The sequence below is a fragment of the Candidatus Accumulibacter contiguus genome, assembly GCF_012940005.1.
In the GTDB taxonomy this organism is placed as follows: Bacteria; Pseudomonadota; Gammaproteobacteria; order Burkholderiales; family Rhodocyclaceae; genus Accumulibacter; species Accumulibacter contiguus.
Genome location: NZ_SPMX01000060.1, coordinates 43,757 through 62,127, shown reverse-complemented (window position 1 = coordinate 62,127; position 18,371 = coordinate 43,757). Strand labels below are relative to the sequence as shown.

The window sequence follows — 18,371 nt, the reverse complement described above, 5'->3', positions numbered from 1 at the left end:
CCCGTTGTTCGGGTCATCGTTACGAGACTCGGCAGCGGTTCTGCCTGCCGCGTTCAGATCACCTTCGAGTAGCGGGTACGCTGTCGGTCGGCGCGCAGATAGCGGTCGAAGACCATCGAGATCGCTCTGACCAGCATACGGCCGCGCGGCAGCACGCTGATCCATTTGTCGTCGACACGAACCAGGCCGGCGTCGACCATTTCGTGGAGGTCGCCGAGTTCGGTGGCGAAATAGGTCTTGAAGTCGATCAGGTGGGCAATTTCGATCGACTCGATCGACAGTTCGAAATGGCACATCAGCGATTGAATGATCGAACGCCGCAGCAGGTCATCCGCGTTCAGCTCGATGCCGCGGTAGACCGGCAGGGTGCCGCTGTCCAGCCGGTCGTAGTATTCGTCGAGGGTCTTCACGTTCTGACTGTACGTGGGTCCGACCTTGCTGATCGACGAGATGCCGAAGGCCAGCAGATCGCAGTCCGAATGCGTCGAATATCCCTGGAAGTTGCGGTGCAGTCTGCCCTGCCGCTGCGCGACCGCGAGTTCATCGTCGGGTTTCGCGAAGTGGTCCATGCCGATGTAGACATAGCCCGCATCGGTCATCCTGCGAATCGCCAGGGCAAGAATCTGCAGACGCGCGTCGGCGGAGGGCATGTCCGACTCCAGGATGCGGCGTTGCGGCTTGAACAGGCTGGGCAGGTGGGCATAGTTATAGATCGAGACGCGATCCGGACCAAGTTCGATCACGCGCTCGAGGGTGCGGCCGAAGCCCATCACCGTCTGCTTCGGCAGGCCGTAGATCAGGTCGACGCTGATCGACTTGAAGCCGGTGGCGCGTGCTGCGTCGATGACGGCGCAGGTTTCTTCCTCGCTCTGCACACGGTTCACGGCCAACTGGACGCTCGCATCGAAATCCTGCACGCCGACGCTCATGCGATTGAAACCCAGGTCGCCGAGCAGTTCGACGGTGGCGCGATCCACCTTGCGCGGATCGACTTCGATCGAGTACTCGCCACCCTCGATCAGTCTGAAGTGCCTGCGTGTCGCGGCCATCAACTGACGCATCTCGTCGTGTGACAAAAAGGTCGGCGTACCGCCTCCCCAGTGCAACTGTGCCACTTCCTGATCGCCGCCTTCGAGATAGCTGCTCTGCAGTGCCAGTTCGCGTGCCAGGTATTTCAGGTATTTGGCGGAACGGCCGTGGTCCTTGGTGATGATCTTGTTACACGCGCAGTAATAGCAGATGGTGTTGCAGAAGGGAATGTGGAAGTACAATGACAGCTGCCGGCTGATGGCGCCAATATTGCGCTTGCCGAGCCAGAGTCTGGAGGCCTCCGCGCCAAAGGCTTCAACGAAGCGGTCTGCGGTCGGATACGACGTGTAGCGCGGACCGTTGATGTCGAAACGGCGGATGATCTGAGGATCAAAAACCAGGTTGCCTGCGGCAGAGTTCATGTTCCCACGACACTAATTGTTGTCTGCATTATCGGGCCGAGGCGATGCCGTCGGGTTGACGTGGATCAAACGCAGGGTTAATGTGAAAGTCGCGTATGCGACTCACGAAGAGAAAAAAGATCAGATGTCCAAAGATGCCGCGACTGCGAGGCTGGCCTTTGAAATCGTGAAAACCGCCTGTTCGAACTGTAACCTCCGCGAGCTGTGCCTCCCCATCGGCCTCGCTCCGGAGGAACTGAAAAAGCTCGACGAACTGGTTTCCGCGCGCCGGCGACTGAAACGAGGCGATTATCTCTATCGCGCCGGGCAGGTCTTCGAATCGATCTACGCGGTGCGCAGCGGTTTTTTCAAGACCGACGTGCTGATCGAGGATGGCCGTGATCAGGTCACAGGTTTTCAGATGACCGGCGAGTTGCTCGGCCTTGACGGCATCAGCAGCGAAATTCATACCTGTAATGCCATTGCCCTCGAAGACAGTGAAGTCTGCGCGATTCCCTTCTCGCATCTCGAAGGGCTGTCGAGACAAATCCACACCCTGCAGCATCACTTCCACAAGGTGATGAGCCGCGAGATCGTTCGCGACCACGGGGTGATGATGTTGCTCGGGACAATGCGCGCCGAGGAACGTCTGGCGGCATTTCTCCTCAATCTCTCGCAACGTTTCAAGGCCCGCGGCTACTCGCCTGCCGAATTCAATCTGCGCATGTCGCGCGACGAAATCGGCAGCTACCTCGGCCTCAAACTGGAAACCGTCAGTCGCACCTTTTCGCATTTCCAGGAAGAAGGGCTGCTCGCCGTGCATCAAAGAAAAATCCGGATTCTCCATACCGAAGGCCTGAAAAAACTGATGACTCACCAGCGTACTTAGGCAGTAGTCGCTTCAGGCCAGCTAGGCCATGAAGCCATAGGGGCTGCGCGTCAAGGCCACGGCAACGATGTAGGCAAATGCAGTGACTGCGGCGACCAGAAAGACGGCTCTCTGCGCCTTGCTGCGCGCGCGTTTGAGTGCCATCGTCCCACAGCCGATGTAGATCAGCAGACCGGCCAGCTTGGCGGTCAACCAGGCGGCGGCGAAGGGATATTGACCGCTGAGCACGGCCAGGGCGATCGCGCTGGTCAGCAGGACGGTGTCCACCAGATGAGGCAATACCCGTATTCCTGGTCGCTGCAGCCAGGAGGAGTCCGCCAGCATCCACAAACCACGCAGGAGGAAGCCGGCACCGCTGAGCACGACACAGCCAATGTGTAGATGTTTCAGGAACAGGTAGCTCATCGAGGGCCTTGCTCGGCGGGCGTGGACGCAGCTCGGATGGCGATCTTCAAGCGCTGCTGCCGATAACACGCACGGGCGGTCAGCAGGTTGCGCAGCAGCCAGGCGTTGGCGAGCAGCAGCGCGAGTCCGGCCGGATAACTGAAGTACCCGGGCCAGAACGCGGTGGCCAGCAGCAAGGCCAGCGCCAGGAAGTGGGCGTACATCTGCCGGTCGATCTGACGCGCGGCGATCACCTTGTTCATGTTCGGTGCCAGCACCCGTCCACCGCCCAGATTCTGCAGGTGCAACCAGACCAGAAAAGGAACGATCTTGTAGAGCATGCCGATCATCACCGACAGGCCACCGCCAAACAGTGCCAGCACACCGCAGAGCAGCGACCATTCCTGCTCCTCGGCGAGTACCGGCAGATGGTTTGCCGCCAGCGACAGCACGCAGCTGGCCAGCGTGCACCGCATCGCCAGTCGCCAGTAATGCTGGGTCGCGTCGAAGCGGGTGCGCTTGCTGCGGCTCTGGAGTTGCAGCGTCAGCACCGCCAGTGCGGCAACTGTCAGCAGCACTGCGTCTGCCAGCAGCGCTGCCGGCCATTCCCAGCCAGCGCCCGCAGCGATACTCCACAGGCACAACAGCGCCAGCAGGGAGCCGGCGAAGCGGCCCGTGAACCAGGCCGGATAGGGCGGCGTGATCTGGAACATCGGTACGACCACGAAGGCGACGCTCGCCAGCAAGAGGACGCTCCAGCCGACGAAGCCCCAGGCAAGGTGAATCGACGTCAATTGCAGCAGCGGCACGGTCAACGATCCGGCGAGCGCCATTGCCAGCAGCATTCCGAGGCCGACGGTCATGCCCAGACCGGGTAATGCCATTTTCATGCCGCGAATGGTGGGATTGCTCGATGCCACCCCGTACAGAGCATGGCCAGCGGCGCCAAGGAAGAGTGCCACGCCGCTGCCCAGCAGCAGCGCCGCCAGGCGGAATGCAAGTGGCTCGGAAGTCAGAAAGCCTGCGGCCAGCAGCAGCGCACCCGAGGTGAGCGCGACATGCACCAGGGTCGCCAGCAGCAGCGGTTGCGCGATGTTCGCTCCGGCCACTACCGGCAGAATCTGGATCATCGCCCCGAGCATCACCTGCAGCATGAATCCGGCGCTGATCAGATGCGTCAGTGCCAGCGCTGCGGGTGTCCAGCGCGAGGCCCACAGTTCCGGCCCGCTCCACAACAGAAGCATGCCGGCGAGCAGGGCGAACAGCGGAGCAGTGAGAAAAAAGCGGAACGGTGCGGCAAACGGCGGCGCCTGGTCAAACGACAGCAGCGCCTGCATTGAATATTTATGGTTTATGCTGGATCAGGACTTCCACCGTGCCGTCAGGCCGGTACGCCGTCTGCCAGGAGAAGCCATTGATCTCGAGCGCCCGGTAGAGCGGGTAAGGTTCGCGGGGGAGCAGCACCAGGAGTTTCTGGGTGGTGCCCAGTTGATCGAGCGCTTCCATGCTGCGCAGCATCGGCTCGGGCGGTTCGAGGCCGCGCGCGTCGATGACGATGTCGGCATCGATCCTGGTCATGTCGGGACTTTTTCGGATCCGGTGAGCTGCTTCTGCAGTTCCGGCAGCAAGGCTTCGACCTGATCGGCCAGATGTTGATCACACATCGGATAAAGCACGTTCTCTTCCTTGAGGTTATGTTGCTGCATCATGATCAACAGCGTTTCGGCAGTGCCAGTATAATCGTCTGCGTCCTGCTCGGCCAGCGCCGCTGCGGCGGCGGCGAGCAATTGTCGCATCTGCGCATGCTCGCCGCGCATCACCTGCGTAGGCCCCCGGTACATGCCGGTGCTCTGTTCAAAGAGCGGAAAGAGGAGCGATTCTTCGGCCGCGAAATGATCCTGCATCGCCTCCTGAAAACGACCGAATCCGGTCCTCGCCAGTTCCCAGTCGCCGCTGGCGACAGCCTGCTCGACCGCGACCATCAGATGGTCACAAGAGCGATGATCGTTGGCCATGAAATTCGTGATCGTGTGCATGCAGAAACCTCGCTGAATTAACACTATCATTGTCTGGCGGATGCTTGCCGCCAACCATGACCAATATCAACTAAAATGAATTCTCTGTGGAGGAAATGCCATGTTCAAACACATCCTTGTCCCTACCGACGGCTCCGAGCTTTCCCAAGACACTGCCCGTCGGGCAATTTCCTTCGCCAAGGAGACTGGCGCGCGCATTACGGCGTTCTTCGCCAAACCGGAATACCCGGTCACTTATTATGGTGAAGGGGCGCTGATCGACCCGACGACGCCCGAGAAGTTTGCCGAACTTGCTGAGCAACAAGCCCAGCAGACGCTGGATTTCGTCGTCGAACTCGGCGCGGCCGAGGGTGTCCAGGTCGCCAAGCTGTCGCTGACCAGTGACGTTCCCTATCAGGCGATCATCGACGCTGCGACCGAAGCCGGCTGCGACCTGATTTTCATGGCCTCGCATGGTCGTCGCGGTATCACCGCCCTGTTGCTCGGCAGCGAAACCAACAAGGTGCTGACGCACTCGAAGATTCCGGTGCTCGTTTACCGCTGATTCCGCCAGGCTTGCCTGCAGAGTACGTTATGGTCGAGCACTGCATTCGCCGGGGTGGCCGCTGGCGTTGCGGCTGGACGGCGATTCGGCAGATACTCTGCCTGTCATTGTGCACGCTCTACTGGCCTGCACTGGCGGCTGACGTCGGGCTGGCCGGTGTCTTTCCAGGAAAGGCTTTGCTGACCATCAATGGTGGGGCGCCGCGAACCGTGGCCGTCGGCGCGAAAACCGACGAAGGCGTCAAGGTGCTTTCGGTCGATAATGACACCGCCACTATCGAGATCGACGGAAAGAAGCGTATCCTGCGGGTTGGGCAGAACGTCGCGTCGCAACCCTCGGGCGATGGGGGTGGCAAGGCGGTCTTGACGGCTGACGGCAGTGGCCACTTTCTGACCACGGGAAACATCAACGGAACGACCATTCGCTTTCTTGTGGATACCGGTGCCACAATGATCTCGCTCGGTGCCGGCGATGCGCGGCGCATCGGGATTGACGCCAGCAAAGGACAGCGGGGGATCACCAATACGGCCAATGGCCCGGCGTCGGTGATTCATGTCAAGCTGGATACGGTACGGGTTGGCGAGATTGTCCTGAATAATGTCGATGCCCTGGTGCATCAGCAGGATCTGCCGTTTGCCCTGCTGGGCATGAGTTTCCTGAACCGGATGGAAATGCAGCGCGATGGTCAGACCATGACTCTCAGGAAGCGCTACTAGGAGAAGTCGAATATGCCTCACCGCGACGAAAAAGTATCGATGTTGGGCCACGAACTCGAACTCTTGATGGGCGAGCGGCAGAGGCTACTGCAGGTCGTCGGTGCAACTGCCGCACTGGTCGCCTCTCTGGACAGCAGTCTGCTGCCGCAGGGAGCCATCAAGTCCGCGAATCTGGTTTCGAGCTCGCTCAATGCCCTGCCCGAAGAAACCTTGCGCGACGCGCTGGCCGCGGTGCGTGCCGAGATCGAGAAGGAAGTGCGTGTCCGTACCTGAGGCCCTGCTCGAGCCTGCGATCGGGTCAGCGTTCGGGTCAACAGCCGGCAGCGGCGTCGTGGACCTCGACCGAGTACGCCAGGTTCTGCACCGCGAGCCTGCGCTGGCGACGATGGTGCTCGAAGACGGTGTCGGTGATGAGGAATTGCTGCCGGCCGCCGTGCTCTTCCCGATCGTTCGACGCATCGCTGGGCCGACGGTATTGCTGACGCAGCGCACCGCGCATCTGAAGGATCATCCCGGGCAGATCAGTTTCCCGGGCGGGCGGCGCGAGCCGACGGACACTTCGCCGGCGCATACGGCCTTGCGCGAGGCAGCCGAGGAGATCGGTCTGGCCGCCGAGCATGTCGAAGTCGCCGGCTACCTGCCGGAATACCTCACCAGTACCGGCTTTCGGGTCACCCCGGTGGTGGCTCTGGTGAACCCGCCCTTCGAGTTGCAGCTCGACGCGTTCGAGGTGGCCGAGGCATTCGAGGTGCCGCTGGCTTTTCTGCTGGATTCCGCCAACCACCAGCAGCATTCGCTCCACTACCGCGGCAGGCTTCGTCACTACACCGCGATACCATACCGAGAGTACTTCATCTGGGGAGCGACAGCAGGGATCATTCTGTCCCTCTGGAGGGCACTTGCCAAGGGGTGATCAATCGAGCACCAGCGCGAGTTTCACCAGAAACTGCTTCGCCTTGTTCTGGTCGGGTGCAGCGCGCAGCGCTGCACGGAGTTTTCCGACCTTCTTGCGGAGATCGTCGGCGGTCTCTGCCTGCTCGATCTCGGCGATCAGTGTGCCTGCCTGCGAACCCAGCAATTCCTGCAAAGATCGGACGGTGTAGCTTTTGGCGAGGCTGATGTCCTCGTCGGCTGGTGGTGGTGGTCGCCGAACGGCTGCTTTGCTCCCCAGCGCCTGTACCTGCACGAACCCGCCATCCAGCAGGGCAGCCAGTTGCTGTGCGCCCTCGGTGACGGAGGCGCCAAAGGCCAGCAACTGGTTTCCGGTACGCTGCCCATCGACCATGATCAACATGGCGCGCATGCGAAAAGGGAGGTGGCTCGCGCGGGTAGAGATCTCCTCGATGCCTTTGGGAGTTTTGCTGAAGACTGACGACAGATCCATTTCCGCCATTATACTGACATTCGGCTGGCGCTTCGCATGCGCGGAGCGACGCGGGAGTGATTTCCGAAGAGGGCAATTTCAGAAGCTTTGCACGGCGAACCTTTGCTATCATTGACTGGCTGCCGGCGCGGCTTGCTGCTGCGGATTTCGTGATGTCTGGCGTGCGCTGCTGCGGTGCTTGTTTTTGATGAGGCTTGCCAGTCTGGTAGGCGGTTGATCGATTATTTACAGGAGTTTCTTCATGAGCAGAGAAGTAGTTGTACTAAGCGCGGTCCGTTCAGCCATTGGCACCTTCGGTGGTTCGCTCGCCAATATGGAGCCGCATGAGCTGGCCGGCACCGTGATGAAGGAGTCGATCGCCCGTTCCGGTGTCGATCCGCAGCAAATCACTTACGTGACGGTCGGCAATTGCATTCCGACCGATTCGCGCTTTGCCTATGTGGCCCGCGTCGCCTCGATCCAGGCTGGTTTGTCGATGGATTCGGTGGCCATGGCCGTCAACCGTCTGTGCGCATCGGGCCTGCAGGGCATCGTGACGACTGCCCAGAACATCATGCTCGGCGACGCCGACTATGGTATCGGCGGTGGTGTCGAAGTCATGTCACGTGGTTCCTACATGTTGACGGCGATGCGCAGTGGTGCCCGCATGGGCGACACCAAGGCCATCGACATGATGGTCGCCACGCTCAACGACCCGTTCGGTGCGGGTCACATGGGCGTCACTGCAGAGAATCTCGCCAGCAAGTGGCATATCAGCCGTGAAGAGCAGGACGCCTTGTCCGCCGAGTCGCATCGCCGTGCTGCCGCTGCCATCGCCGAGGGCCGCTTCAAGTCGCAGATCGTTCCGATCGTCATGAAAACCCGCAAGGGCGATGTCGTGTTCGATACCGATGAACATGTCAAACCGGCGACGACGATCGAAACCCTGGCCAAGATGAAACCCGCTTTCAGCAAGGACGGGACAGTGACCGCCGGCAATGCCTCCGGAATCAATGACGGTGCCGCCTTTATGGTGCTCACCGCTGCCGACGTCGCCGCCAGTGCTGGTCAGAAGCCGATTGCCCGTCTCGTTGCCTACGCCGTTGCCGGTGTGCCGAACGAACTCATGGGCGAAGGTCCGATCCCGGCGACAAAAGCGGTGCTCAAGAAGGCCGGCCTGACGCTCGATCAGATGGACGTCATCGAGTCCAACGAAGCCTTTGCCGCGCAAGCCATTGCGGTCAACAAGGGGCTCGGCCTCGACCCGGTGAAAACCAATCCGAATGGTGGGGCAATCGCCCTCGGCCACCCGGTCGGCTGCTCGGGCGCTTTCATCGCGACGAAAGCGATCTACGAATTGCAACGTATCGGCGGCAAGTATGCGCTGGTCACCATGTGCATCGGTGGCGGGCAGGGCATTGCGGTGATTTTCGAACGCACCTGATCTTCGCTTTCTGAGTAGGTCGGGTTACGCTGCGCTAACCCGACCTACGTGCCCGGTCTTTAATGTGAAAGTCGCGTCAGCAACTCACGAAACTCCCCTCTCCACTTGCGGGGGAGGGGTCGGGGGGAGAGGGAAACGGTCATGATTTTCATGATCGGGGGTGCCTGGAAAAGTCATGACCGTTAGACCGGCGATGGCGGCAAAGGCAGTCCCATAGCCGGTAACCGCAGACTGCGCGCGGCTTCTGCGGGTGTCGTGCCATGTGCGACGACGCCGAGCAGCGGCGCTGCCAGCCGTTGTTGCAGTGCCGCCAGGTTCTCGCTGAAATGGGACATCGCCGGATCGATGCGGTTGGCCACCCAGCCAGCCAGCGGCAGAGCGCAGGCAGCGATCGCCTGCTGGGTCAGCAGCGCATGGTTGATGCACCCGAGGCGCATGCCGACGACGAGAATCACCGGCAAGCGAAGCATGACCGCCAGATCGGCGGTGTCGCAGTCGGTGCCGAGCGGCACACGGAAACCGCCGACCCCCTCGACGAGAACCACGTCGGCGAGGGTCTGCAGCTTAGCAAAAGACGCGGCGATGTGCGGCAGCTCGATGCAACGGCCTTCCTCTGCGGCGGCGATGTGCGGCGCGATCGCAGCGCCGAATCCGTAGGGATTGACCAGCGAACGTGCGGGCTCGATCGACGAAGCCGCGAGCAGGCGTTCGACGTCCTCGTTGCGACCCTGCTCATCGAGACCGGCGGCGACCGGCTTCATCGCCACTGCGCTCAGCCCGGCCTGACGGCAGGCGTGCAGCAGCGCGCAGGCGACAAAAGTCTTGCCGATCTCGGTATCGGTGCCGGTGATGAACCAGCCGCGTGGGTCTGTCATTTTCTGGCGTAGGCAAGAATCACGTCGTAACGTGCCGGCAGACCGGCCGCCGTGCGGTGCGCTTCGTAGGCGGTCTGTACCCGCTGCCAGGCGGCACGCCCGAGCAGGCCGCTGCGCGCACCTTCGCCGACCGAGTTGGCGCCGATGTCCTTGACCGCACGCAACAGGGTTTTCAGGTCGGGGTAGTGCAGGCTGATGGTCTCGCGGTGCAGGCGGATTTCGCAGAAGCCGGCACCCGCCAGCGCTGCTTCGATCGTCGCTGGTTCGCTGAAAGTAAGGGTGTGGCGGTGGCGGTCGATGCCGCTGAAGGCCACGCGCAGTTCGTCGAAGGTGCCGGGACCGAGCGTACTCAGCGCCAGTTGTCCACCTGGGCGAAGGACGCGCCGCGCTTCCCGGAAAACGGGGCCGACAGCGCACCACTGCACGGTCAGGTTCGACCACCAGGTCGTATAACAGTCCGCCTGGCAGGGCAGGGCCTCGATGTCGGCAGCAAGGCAAAGGTCGGCGTCCTGGCGTGCCCGGGCCAGCATCGCTGGCGCGAAGTCTACCGCGGTAATCGTCGCATCTGGCCAGCGGTTGCGCAACAGGCGGGCGCCGTAGCCGGTACCGCAGCCGGCGTCGAGGATGCTGGTCGGTTCCGGAGTCGGTGTAAAACCTGCCAGCAGCGATTCGCAGACCTGTCGCTGCAGCACTGCAGCATCGTCATAGGAGGCTGCGGCGCGATCGAAGGATTCGCGGACACGCTGCCTAGGAGGCGGTTCGGGCATGGCAGAAATCGTCCAGCAGGGCTACGAAGCGATCGGGATCGGCAAGGAAGGGTGCGTGTGCGGCGCCGGCGAACACCTCCAGGCGGGCGTTCGGCATCGCTTTCGCCATGGACTTCGCCGCCGCGAGCGGGTTGAGCGTGTCCTGGTCACCATGGATGAGCAGGCTCGGTGTCGCAATCTTCGGCAGTAGCAAACGCAGGTCGAGGTCCCGAAGCCAGTCGAGGCCGCGGCGCAGCGTTTCCGGGTCAGGCAGTCGGCCGGCGCGCAGGCCGGCGCGCAGCGTGCGGCCAAGCGCCCGCGCCTGCTCGTCGCCCTGGTTCAGCAGCCCGACGAAACGCTGCAGGGTCTGTTCCGGTTGCTGCCGGATATTCTCCGAGAAGCTGTCGAGCAATTCCGGTGCCTGCGCCTGCTGCCAGTTGCCGCGCTGGACGAAACTGGCGCTGGCGCCGACCAGCACCAGGCCGGCGACGCGTTGCGGTGCGAGCAGGGCGGCGCGCATGGCCAGCATGGCACCGAGTGACCAGCCACAGAGGATCACCGAATCAGGGAGCGCATCGATCAGGCTCCGTGCCGTCTCGGTGAAATCTGCATCGCTGGCCGGTGACTGGCCGTAGCCGGGGAGATCGACGGGGTGCACCCGGCAGGATCGCGACAAGGACACGAGCAGCGGCTGCCAGACGGCGCTGCCGAGCCCCCAGCCGTGCACCAGCGCGAGTTCGGGATCCTTGCCGATGAGCACGCTCATGCCAGCGCTCGCAAGGCGTCGACCAGGCGGGCCAGATCGGCTTCGCTGTGGGCCGCGGTCAGCGACACGCGTAGACGCGCGCTTCCCCTGGGCACCGTCGGCGGCCGGATCGCCGGTACCCACAGGGCTCGCTCGAAAAGCGCGCTGGCGACCCGCAGGGCATCATGGTTGTCGCCGATGATCACCGGCTGGATCGCCGTCGGTGAAGGCAGTAGCTGCCAGCGCGTGTCTGCGAGTCCAGCGCGCAACTGCGCGACGAGTTGCCACAGATGCTGACGACGGGCATCGCCGGCAGCGATCAGGTCGAGACTGGCGGTCAGCGCGCAGGCGATGATCGGGCTGGCGGCGGTGGTAAAAATGTAGCTTCGCGCCCGCTGCTCCAGCCATTCGATCACCGTCGCGTCACCGGCGACGAAAGCACCGGCAGCGCCCGCTGCCTTGCCGAGGGTGCCCATATAGACGAGGCGCCTGGCCGCAGGAAGGTTGAAATGATCAAGGCTGCCGCGTCCCTGCCGACCGAGAACGCCGAAACCATGCGCGTCGTCGACCACCAGCCAGGCATCGAAGCGCTCGGCGAGCGCCAGCAGGCCGGGCAGGGGAGCGAGATCGCCGTCCATGCTGAACACCGCGTCGCTGAGGATCAGCTTGCGTCTGGCCGGGCTCGCGGCGAGCAGACGTTCGAGTACCGTCAGATCGCCGTGCGGGTAGCGCTGGCTGTCGGCGCGCGAGAGCTGCACGGCGTCGATCAGGGAGGCATGGTTGAGCCGGTCGGAGAACACCGCGTCGTGACGCCCGACCAGCGCCGGAACGATCCCCAGGTTGGCCAGGTAGCCAGTCGAGAAGAGCAGGGCGCGTGCAAAACCGGTGAACGCGGCGAGCTTCTCCTCGAGCACTGCGTGTGCGCCGAGATGGCCGCTGACCAGATGCGAAGCGCCGCTGCCGACGCCCCAGGCCCTGGCACCGGCGCAGGCGGCTTCGACCAGCGCCGGGTCATTGGCCAGGCCGAGGTAATCGTTGCTGCAGAAGCTGAGCAGTGAGCGGCCGTCAAGCCGGGCTAGCGGTCCGCAAGGGCATTCGAGAGTCCGGCGGTGGCGTTTGAGACCGTCACGCTGCAGAGTATCGAGTTCGCTTTGCAGTTCTTCCCAGATCATCTGCCGAGCGCCGCCTCGAGTGCAGCGCGGGCGCGATCCACGAGGAACGCGCATTGATCGCGGCTGATCACGTAGGGCGGCATGAAATAGACGGTATTGCCGATCGGTCGCAGCAGGATTTCGTTGGCCAGGGCCTGCCGGTAGAAACGTTGCGAGAACTCCGGATCGTCGGTGTGCACGTCGAACGCAGCGATCATGCCACGCTGGCGGAGGTGGCGCACCTGCGGGTGACCGGCCAGCGGTGCCAGGCAGTTGCCGAGATGCTCGGCGAGGCTGCGATTGGCGTCGATCACCTGCTCGTCGGCGAAGAGGTCGAGGGTTGCCAGGGCCGCCCGGCAGGCCAGCGCGTTGCCGGTGTAGGAGTGCGAGTGGAGAAAGCCGCGGCTGATCTGATCGTCATAAAAATCGGCGTAGACCGCATCGCTGGTCATGACGATCGACAGCGGCAGGTAGCCGCCGGAGATGCCTTTCGACAGGCAGAGGAAGTCCGGCTGGATCGCCGCCTGCTGATGGGCAAAGAAGGTGCCGGTACGCCCACAACCGACGGCGATCTCGTCACAGATCAGATGCACCTGGTAGCGGTCGCAGAGGGCACGCGCCAGGCGCAGGTATTCCGGATCGTACATCGCCATGCCGCTGGCACACTGGATCAGCGGCTCGACGATCAGCGCGGCAATGCGCGGATGGTGTCGTTCGAGATGGCTCTCGAGTGCGGCGGCCGCGCGGCGGGCGACCTCGACCGGGGTTTCCCCCGCCTCGGCGAGGCGTGCATCGGGCGTCGGCACGGTGCTGGCCGGGCGGATCAGCGGCGCGTAGGCGTCCTTGAACAAGGCGACGTCGGTGACCGCGAGCGCACCGATGGTCTCGCCGTGATAGCTGCCGGTCAGGCACAGGAATTCCTGCTTGTCCTGGCGACCGCGGTTCTGCCAGGAGTGGAAAGACATCTTGAGCGCGATTTCGGTTGCCGAAGCGCCGTCGGAAGCATAGAAACAATGGCCGAGCATGCCGCCGGCGAGTACCGACAGCCGCTCGGAAAGCTCGACCACCGGCCGGTGCGTGCAGCCGGCGAGGATGACATGTTCGAGTTCATCGAGCTGCTCGCGCAGCGCCGCATTGATGCGCGGATGGCAGTGGCCGAAGAGGTTGACCCACCACGAGCTGATGCCGTCGAGGTAGCGCCGGCCGTCGAAGTCATACAGCCAGACCCCCTTGCCGCTGGCGATCGGAAGCAGCGGCAGGGCCTCGGACGCGGCCGCATGCTGCTTCATCTGGGTGCACGGATGCCAGACGGCGTCGAGGCTGCGTTGCAGCAGATCGCGATTGCCCATCATCGGTTCAATGCAGGGTCTGTGATGGTGCGTTGTTCTGCTCCGGCATCTCGGCGTGTACGGTATCGCCGTCGATATTCGGATAGAGCGGCGCACCACAATCGTCACAGAACTCGTAGGGAAACTGCTGGTCGAGCGCGACCACGTCCCTGAGGCCGGATTTGCGCAAAGCGGTTTCGATCTCGCCGGCGACATCGGTGGTTTCATCCTCGATGCCCAGCAAGGGCCAGACGACGCCATGAAAAACCACGTCGCTGTCCTTCGGGCCGAAACCGATCCGGTATTCCTCGAGCCGCTTGTCGTGGAAGCCACCGATGACTGCCCGCAGGCTTTCGGCGGGCTGCCCGAGGGTGGCTTGCAGAAACGCCACCGAAGCGTTCAGCGAGTACGGGCGCGAGGCACTGTCGGCCGCCCGGCAGGCGGCGTGGTAGGCGTCAGCCAGCAAGGGCTCATAGGCACAGCCGGTGAGCAGAGCCTCGAAGCACGGTCCGCCCTGTTTCAGCCACTCCCTGAGGGAACTCTCGCGAGTGCTCTTGTCGGCCTCGTTCCAGCGAAAGAGTGGCTGCCCACGGCGAACCGCCAGCGCACCGACGAGGTAACGGGTATCGGAAAGAAAGCGATTGGTTTCGGGCATGCTCGACGCGTCGATACTGATGTCGCTGCCGGCCATCGCGGCGATCCCCAGTTGTTGCATCAGTTGCCAGGTATCGACGAAGCTGTGCGGCAGTTGATCCGGGCTATACAGATAATCGGCCAGCGCCAGCCGGGCACCCGCAGCAAAGACATGCGCGCCGAGGTGCACCTTCAGCGTCTGCAGGGTGCTCTTCGGGATCGCCACGGTGGGAATCGAAAATCGCGACCAGGCCAAGAGCGGTGCGGCAAAGAGCAGAATGTCGAACTCCTGCCCGAGATGCGACAGCACACACGACTCGGCGTGCGCCTCGATGGTGTCTGCAAGATCGTCATGCGCCATGGCATGCGTGTCGAACAGGCGGTCCAGCGAGCCGGTGAAGTCATCCTCGGCGCCGTCATGGAACAGCTTGTCGACGAGTTCGCCGAGACGGTTTTGCCAGAACAGGTCCTCAAGCTTGCTGCCGGATTCGGCAAGACCTATGGCCAGACGGCTCAACTCGGTGGCATCAGCCGAAATGCGCTTGCGGGAGGTAAAGCGGTTGCGTTTCATGGTCGGGAGCCTGCGGGACGGTCAATTCATCATTGTACCAAGCTGGCGGGCTTGACGTTGGCGTGCATGCATCTTGTTGGCGACGCGGCCGCATGCTGGAACTCTATTGCACGAAAGAGAGATACAGGAATGCCTCTTCAAGACATCAGGATTGTGGCATCCATGCAGGTCAGGAAACTCCAGCCGGTTGCGCAAGCGTGCCTGCCGGCTGGATAAGTGGATAAGTGGATAAGTGCTTCAGGCGATTCGCAGTTCTGCCAGCGAAGCGAGCGCGTGCTCGTTGCCGATATCCGGCGTAATGATCAACTCAAGCACCGTCACTCCGGAGAGATCGACCCGATGTTCCTCGGTTTGAGTCACTGAACCTTCCGGGCTGAAATTCCACTGTTGACGCACGATTTCGCGGAACGATTGCCCGGCGTCGCCAGACCAGCGCAGCAGATACTCCTGCGTACGCTGCATGGCGGTCTCGACAAAGCGGACGCGGATTCGGCGAAGCTGCTGCGGTTGTGCAAAAAGCAGGCGGATGGTCTGCTTGCCGGGAACGGCGGCACGCCAACCGCTGCCTGCTCCAGCCAAGAGTGCCGATTCGATCGGATGCCGGGCATCCTCCGAACTGATTTCGACCTCTGCCAGTTCGTCGAGCTTGAGCCAGTCTGCCGCAGCAGTGAGCTGCGGGTTTTCGTCAATCAGTCGCTTGTGCATGGTTTGGTCCCGACGTTAGTAGCATGCATTGCTGGAACTGCTGGAGAGGGTTGCGAGGCGTTCACGCTTCGCCAAGCTGTGCGGCAATTTCCCCTTCGGCCTGCGCCCAGTAATCGGTGTCAGCTCCCCGGAAACCGTCCCTCTCGGCAATGAAGTACGCCGCCGACTGGACCATGCGATAGCGGTCCTCGGGGCTTGGCTTCACCGGCATTGCAACGGGCGCCGCGCACTCGGTGGGTGCAGACTGCAGACTCTCGATTTCGGCAGCAATGGCCGTAGCGGCCGGCTTTGGCGAGGCCATCTTCTGCGGGGCAGGAGCAGCGGCGGTAGGTGCAGGTGCAGGTGCAGCGGTAGGTGCAGGAGCGGCAGGCGCAGGTGCAGCGGTAGGTGCAGGAGCGGCAGGTGCAGGTGCAGCGACGGCAGCCGGTTTCTTTACCGCCGCCGCCTTGACGGCCGGCGTTTTCCCTGCAGTACTGGCGGTTGCCGTCGCGGTCGTCGTCTTCCTGGCGGCGGGTGCTCTCTTGGTCGTGCTCTTTTCTTCAGTCATGATCATTCCTTGCTGTTGAGGTCGGTGGAGTGGGGTGAGTGGGGGCTGCAGGCGCGGATCAACCGTTCCTTGAGTACTCTCGCAGGATAGGAAAATAGCGCTTGGCGGTCAAGGCGAATCGAGCACTCCGGGCTCTCGAACTGGCGATTGCCCGTTCGCCGGGGTCTGCCCGGCAGACGAAGCGGTCAGGCCGTCTTTATTGGCGGCATGAAGAAATCCCTGGGTTGTCGACGCAGATGCGAGACGACCGATCGCGCCAGGTTTTTCCACTGCGGATCGGAAACCTGTCGCGAACGCAGGGCGACATTGAGCGCCAGCGCAAAGCTGACCATGAGATTCATGAAACCGATCGTGGCAACGCCAAGCACCGCCCAGGCGAGCAGCCACAGATCCGGGAGAAGGTCGAGGCCGACAAAAGCGATGCCAATGAATGCCGACGAAAATGCGACATGGCGGATGTCGATCGGCAGCCCGACCAGCAGGCCGAAGAAGGTCGTTCCTCCGAGCAGAAAACCGAACAGCAGATTGCCGGCGAGCGCTCCGAGGTTGTCGCCGATGTAGGCCGCGCCACGGCGCATGCGCGCTTCGCCGAACAGGCGCTGCGGCCAGCCGAGTTGCAGGATACGTTCGGGGATGCGGTTGTAGGCGGCGTAATTGTCGTAATAGCCGCTGATCAGTCCGGAGATGAACAGGCAGACGCCGGCGATGGCGGCATAGAATACGGCCGCGCTATGCACCAGGCTCTGCTCTTCGAGCAGATGCAGCGATTTGTCGGGGCTGGTGAAATGCTCGCCGCTGCTGCTGAAGATGGCGAAGGCAATCAGCCCGGCGAGCGGAATGGCGATGCAGACATTGCCCAGAATGGCGATGATCTGACTGCGGCAGGTGCGCGCGATGAGGTCGGTCAGGGCCTCGATGTCGCGCAATTTTCCGCCGCCGTTACTGAGGCTTGCGGCAATCGCGTTGGCGGTCATTGCCGGTTGTTTGGTGGCGACGGTGCCATGCAGAATGTGGATCAGACAGAAACCGAGCCCGTAATTGAGGGAAAAGGCGAGGGCGCCAGTCAGGGGTGGCAAGGCCGCTTTGGCGAGCAGGATTTTCAGGCAGGCCATGCCGGCAATGACCACCCCGCCGATCATTGCCGAACGTGCCATCGACCAGTATTCCGCGCGCGTTTCGGTAATGTAGTGCTCGCCATGACGGCTGGCGTTGTCGGTCACCCGCAAGGCAATCAGTTCAGTGTTCTGGCGCCAGTGCCTGCCGAGATCGTTGCGCAGGCATTCGTCGCTCACCAGACGGGTGAACAGGCTGACGATTGGCGGGTAAGCCGACGCCTCGTCCAGATCGCCGTGCAGGCCGGCGAGAATGTCGAGCAGATGCTCGCTGCGCCGCAACAGTTGCCGCAGGCGCTGCAGTTGATAGGTCAGGTGGATGCTGGTTCCATTGCGGGCCGCATTCCTGCGTACCCGTTCGATGACCTCCTGGCATTGGCCGAACAGAACACGCAGGTGCAGATCGTCGCTGTCTGCTGCGATGGACTTGCCCCAGTGGTCCGGATAGGCCTCGATGTAGTCGGCCATCTCCAGGTTTTGCGCGACGAAGGGCGATTCGTGGGTCACCAGTGACGGTTCCAGCCGCAGCAGTTCCGGCTCCATGCCACAGGCGGCAATCCCGTACGAAAGCACGCGCAGCGAGCGAAGCAGTTCGAGTAGCGAGTGTGGAAAGGTCTCGCTGGTCGGCTCCTCGTCGAAATGCATGGCTTCGAGCAGTCGCAACCAGGCGTCGTCGCCGACGCCGACCACCCAATGCCGGTCACTTGGCCGGTCGAAGGTACTGCGCAGGACGCTGCGCAGCAAACCGGGGTCGAGCACCTCGGGCAGGAGCTTGTGGCCGATGCGGCGAAAACCTTCGGAGGCGAATCCGGTATTCGGCAGGATGCCGGTGGTGGTGTACAACTCGATGTGGCGATGCGTTCTGAGCAGCGTGTTGAAGGCGGCGCGCAAAGCCGATCGTAACTCGGGGTGGATGCTGAGAAGGTAGCAGAGGGCCTGCAGATTTCGCCTGGCGGTCTCGAAGTCTTGCGCCTTTGCCGGCCGGATTTCGTCGACCAGGAGGGCGAGCAAGGAAGTCAGATCCGCATCCGGGAGCAGCAGGCGCTTGAGGAGTGGTTCCATGGTTTAAAGTCGCGCCGGAATCCGCGCCGGTCGATCGCTGTCGATTACAATGGCTGAATCTTAGCACGTGCCGGGAATCCTCCATCGCCT

Annotated in this window: 21 protein-coding genes; 6 read left to right on the top strand and 15 right to left on the bottom strand. The window is 62.6% G+C overall.

The window, feature by feature from the left end; translation table 11 throughout:
• Nucleotides 1-53: 53 nt before the first annotated feature.
• Nucleotides 54-1,451, bottom strand: a complete 1,398-nt coding sequence (gene hemN / locus E4Q08_RS18250) for an oxygen-independent coproporphyrinogen III oxidase (protein WP_169071407.1) — start codon at nucleotides 1,449-1,451, stop codon at nucleotides 54-56.
• Nucleotides 1,452-1,575: 124 nt separating this feature from the next.
• Here hemN and fnr point away from each other — a divergent pair, with 124 nt between their 5' ends.
• The gene (gene fnr / locus E4Q08_RS18245; protein ID WP_034913074.1) at nucleotides 1,576-2,319 is read left to right on the top strand and encodes a fumarate/nitrate reduction transcriptional regulator Fnr; all 744 of its coding nucleotides are present in this window, start codon (nucleotides 1,576-1,578) and stop codon (nucleotides 2,317-2,319) included.
• Nucleotides 2,320-2,340: 21 nt separating this feature from the next.
• On the opposite strand, the gene E4Q08_RS18240 is transcribed toward fnr, so the two are convergent.
• The 4 genes from E4Q08_RS18240 to E4Q08_RS18225 are packed head-to-tail and all read right to left on the bottom strand — an operon-like array spanning nucleotide 2,341 to nucleotide 4,739.
• A complete protein-coding gene (locus E4Q08_RS18240) occupies nucleotides 2,341-2,724 on the bottom strand; it encodes a SirB2 family protein (RefSeq protein ID WP_169071406.1) in 384 nt (127 codons plus the stop codon).
• Complete coding sequence (locus E4Q08_RS18235; RefSeq protein WP_169071405.1) at nucleotides 2,721-4,040, bottom strand: hypothetical protein; 1,320 nt, start codon at nucleotides 4,038-4,040, stop codon at nucleotides 2,721-2,723. The genes E4Q08_RS18240 and E4Q08_RS18235 overlap by 4 nt, the downstream gene beginning before the upstream one ends.
• Nucleotides 4,041-4,047: 7 nt before the next feature.
• Nucleotides 4,048-4,281, bottom strand: coding sequence for a DUF2249 domain-containing protein (locus tag E4Q08_RS18230; RefSeq protein ID WP_034913056.1), 234 nt, complete (start codon nucleotides 4,279-4,281; stop codon nucleotides 4,048-4,050).
• A complete protein-coding gene (locus E4Q08_RS18225; RefSeq protein WP_034913053.1) occupies nucleotides 4,278-4,739 on the bottom strand; it encodes a hemerythrin domain-containing protein in 462 nt (153 codons plus the stop codon). The genes E4Q08_RS18230 and E4Q08_RS18225 overlap by 4 nt, the downstream gene beginning before the upstream one ends.
• A gap of 100 nt (nucleotides 4,740-4,839) precedes the next feature.
• On the opposite strand from E4Q08_RS18225, the gene E4Q08_RS18220 reads away from it, so the two are divergent.
• The 4 genes from E4Q08_RS18220 to E4Q08_RS18205 all read left to right on the top strand — a co-directional run bounded on the left by E4Q08_RS18220 (nucleotide 4,840) and on the right by E4Q08_RS18205 (nucleotide 6,912).
• Nucleotides 4,840-5,283: a universal stress protein gene (locus tag E4Q08_RS18220; protein WP_034913051.1), complete on the top strand. Its 444-nt coding sequence runs from the start codon at nucleotides 4,840-4,842 to the stop codon at nucleotides 5,281-5,283.
• A gap of 29 nt (nucleotides 5,284-5,312) precedes the next feature.
• Nucleotides 5,313-5,999 (top strand): retropepsin-like aspartic protease family protein, encoded by a 687-nt coding sequence (locus E4Q08_RS18215; RefSeq protein ID WP_169071404.1) that lies wholly within the window; start codon nucleotides 5,313-5,315, stop codon nucleotides 5,997-5,999.
• Nucleotides 6,000-6,011: 12 nt separating this feature from the next.
• Nucleotides 6,012-6,272 (top strand): hypothetical protein, encoded by a 261-nt coding sequence (locus E4Q08_RS18210; RefSeq protein ID WP_034913048.1) that lies wholly within the window; start codon nucleotides 6,012-6,014, stop codon nucleotides 6,270-6,272.
• Nucleotides 6,273-6,384: 112 nt separating this feature from the next.
• The gene (locus E4Q08_RS18205) at nucleotides 6,385-6,912 is read left to right on the top strand and encodes a CoA pyrophosphatase (protein ID WP_248594992.1); all 528 of its coding nucleotides are present in this window, start codon (nucleotides 6,385-6,387) and stop codon (nucleotides 6,910-6,912) included.
• On the opposite strand, the gene E4Q08_RS18200 is transcribed toward E4Q08_RS18205, so the two are convergent.
• The gene (locus tag E4Q08_RS18200) at nucleotides 6,913-7,383 is read right to left on the bottom strand and encodes a hypothetical protein (RefSeq protein WP_169071402.1); all 471 of its coding nucleotides are present in this window, start codon (nucleotides 7,381-7,383) and stop codon (nucleotides 6,913-6,915) included. It lies immediately after the preceding gene.
• 241 nt (nucleotides 7,384-7,624) lie between these two features.
• Here E4Q08_RS18200 and E4Q08_RS18195 point away from each other — a divergent pair, with 241 nt between their 5' ends.
• A complete protein-coding gene (locus tag E4Q08_RS18195) occupies nucleotides 7,625-8,806 on the top strand; it encodes an acetyl-CoA C-acyltransferase family protein (RefSeq protein ID WP_169071401.1) in 1,182 nt (393 codons plus the stop codon).
• 182 nt (nucleotides 8,807-8,988) lie between these two features.
• Here E4Q08_RS18195 and bioD read toward each other — a convergent pair whose 3' ends face one another.
• The 9 genes from bioD to E4Q08_RS18150 form a co-directional block, all read right to left on the bottom strand.
• Complete coding sequence (bioD, locus tag E4Q08_RS18190) at nucleotides 8,989-9,681, bottom strand: dethiobiotin synthase (RefSeq protein WP_034913311.1); 693 nt, start codon at nucleotides 9,679-9,681, stop codon at nucleotides 8,989-8,991.
• Nucleotides 9,678-10,448 (bottom strand): malonyl-ACP O-methyltransferase BioC, encoded by a 771-nt coding sequence (gene bioC, locus E4Q08_RS18185; protein WP_169071400.1) that lies wholly within the window; start codon nucleotides 10,446-10,448, stop codon nucleotides 9,678-9,680. Before bioC ends, bioD begins: the two co-directional genes overlap by 4 nt.
• A complete protein-coding gene (locus E4Q08_RS18180) occupies nucleotides 10,429-11,193 on the bottom strand; it encodes an alpha/beta fold hydrolase (protein WP_034913306.1) in 765 nt (254 codons plus the stop codon). Before E4Q08_RS18180 ends, bioC begins: the two co-directional genes overlap by 20 nt.
• Nucleotides 11,190-12,344 (bottom strand): 8-amino-7-oxononanoate synthase, encoded by a 1,155-nt coding sequence (bioF, locus tag E4Q08_RS18175; protein ID WP_169071399.1) that lies wholly within the window; start codon nucleotides 12,342-12,344, stop codon nucleotides 11,190-11,192. Before bioF ends, E4Q08_RS18180 begins: the two co-directional genes overlap by 4 nt.
• Nucleotides 12,341-13,672, bottom strand: coding sequence for an adenosylmethionine--8-amino-7-oxononanoate transaminase (gene bioA, locus E4Q08_RS18170; RefSeq protein WP_169071412.1), 1,332 nt, complete (start codon nucleotides 13,670-13,672; stop codon nucleotides 12,341-12,343). The genes bioF and bioA overlap by 4 nt, the downstream gene beginning before the upstream one ends.
• 7 nt (nucleotides 13,673-13,679) lie before the next feature.
• Nucleotides 13,680-14,855: a DUF2863 family protein gene (locus E4Q08_RS18165; RefSeq protein ID WP_034913296.1), complete on the bottom strand. Its 1,176-nt coding sequence runs from the start codon at nucleotides 14,853-14,855 to the stop codon at nucleotides 13,680-13,682.
• Between the two features lie 237 nt (nucleotides 14,856-15,092).
• Nucleotides 15,093-15,560, bottom strand: coding sequence for a carbohydrate-binding protein (locus E4Q08_RS18160; RefSeq protein ID WP_034913293.1), 468 nt, complete (start codon nucleotides 15,558-15,560; stop codon nucleotides 15,093-15,095).
• A 61-nt stretch (nucleotides 15,561-15,621) separates the two neighbouring features.
• Complete coding sequence (locus E4Q08_RS18155; RefSeq protein WP_169071398.1) at nucleotides 15,622-16,107, bottom strand: DUF2934 domain-containing protein; 486 nt, start codon at nucleotides 16,105-16,107, stop codon at nucleotides 15,622-15,624.
• 185 nt (nucleotides 16,108-16,292) lie between these two features.
• Entirely contained in the window at nucleotides 16,293-18,281 is a 1,989-nt protein-coding gene (locus E4Q08_RS18150) for a site-specific recombinase (protein WP_169071397.1), read from the bottom strand.
• Nucleotides 18,282-18,371 lie beyond the last annotated feature (90 nt).

Excerpts from the sequence above, each read along its gene's own strand:
- hemN (WP_169071407.1), bottom strand. The coding sequence starts at position 1,451 with ATGAACTCTGCCGCAGGCAACCTGGTTTTTGATCCTCAGATCATCCGC.
- fnr (WP_034913074.1), top strand. The coding sequence starts at position 1,576 with ATGTCCAAAGATGCCGCGACTGCGAGGCTGGCCTTTGAAATCGTGAAA.
- E4Q08_RS18240 (WP_169071406.1), bottom strand. The coding sequence starts at position 2,724 with ATGAGCTACCTGTTCCTGAAACATCTACACATTGGCTGTGTCGTGCTC.
- E4Q08_RS18235 (WP_169071405.1), bottom strand. The coding sequence starts at position 4,040 with ATGCAGGCGCTGCTGTCGTTTGACCAGGCGCCGCCGTTTGCCGCACCG.
- E4Q08_RS18230 (WP_034913056.1), bottom strand. The coding sequence starts at position 4,281 with ATGACCAGGATCGATGCCGACATCGTCATCGACGCGCGCGGCCTCGAA.
- E4Q08_RS18225 (WP_034913053.1), bottom strand. The coding sequence starts at position 4,739 with ATGCACACGATCACGAATTTCATGGCCAACGATCATCGCTCTTGTGAC.
- E4Q08_RS18220 (WP_034913051.1), top strand. The coding sequence starts at position 4,840 with ATGTTCAAACACATCCTTGTCCCTACCGACGGCTCCGAGCTTTCCCAA.
- E4Q08_RS18215 (WP_169071404.1), top strand. The coding sequence starts at position 5,313 with ATGGTCGAGCACTGCATTCGCCGGGGTGGCCGCTGGCGTTGCGGCTGG.
- E4Q08_RS18210 (WP_034913048.1), top strand. The coding sequence starts at position 6,012 with ATGCCTCACCGCGACGAAAAAGTATCGATGTTGGGCCACGAACTCGAA.
- E4Q08_RS18205 (WP_248594992.1), top strand. The coding sequence starts at position 6,385 with ATGGTGCTCGAAGACGGTGTCGGTGATGAGGAATTGCTGCCGGCCGCC.
- E4Q08_RS18200 (WP_169071402.1), bottom strand. The coding sequence starts at position 7,383 with ATGGATCTGTCGTCAGTCTTCAGCAAAACTCCCAAAGGCATCGAGGAG.
- E4Q08_RS18195 (WP_169071401.1), top strand. The coding sequence starts at position 7,625 with ATGAGCAGAGAAGTAGTTGTACTAAGCGCGGTCCGTTCAGCCATTGGC.
- bioD (WP_034913311.1), bottom strand. The coding sequence starts at position 9,681 with ATGACAGACCCACGCGGCTGGTTCATCACCGGCACCGATACCGAGATC.
- bioC (WP_169071400.1), bottom strand. The coding sequence starts at position 10,448 with ATGCCCGAACCGCCTCCTAGGCAGCGTGTCCGCGAATCCTTCGATCGC.
- E4Q08_RS18180 (WP_034913306.1), bottom strand. The coding sequence starts at position 11,193 with ATGAGCGTGCTCATCGGCAAGGATCCCGAACTCGCGCTGGTGCACGGC.
- bioF (WP_169071399.1), bottom strand. The coding sequence starts at position 12,344 with ATGATCTGGGAAGAACTGCAAAGCGAACTCGATACTCTGCAGCGTGAC.
- bioA (WP_169071412.1), bottom strand. The coding sequence starts at position 13,672 with ATGGGCAATCGCGATCTGCTGCAACGCAGCCTCGACGCCGTCTGGCAT.
- E4Q08_RS18165 (WP_034913296.1), bottom strand. The coding sequence starts at position 14,855 with ATGAAACGCAACCGCTTTACCTCCCGCAAGCGCATTTCGGCTGATGCC.
- E4Q08_RS18160 (WP_034913293.1), bottom strand. The coding sequence starts at position 15,560 with ATGCACAAGCGACTGATTGACGAAAACCCGCAGCTCACTGCTGCGGCA.
- E4Q08_RS18155 (WP_169071398.1), bottom strand. The coding sequence starts at position 16,107 with ATGACTGAAGAAAAGAGCACGACCAAGAGAGCACCCGCCGCCAGGAAG.
- E4Q08_RS18150 (WP_169071397.1), bottom strand. The coding sequence starts at position 18,281 with ATGGAACCACTCCTCAAGCGCCTGCTGCTCCCGGATGCGGATCTGACT.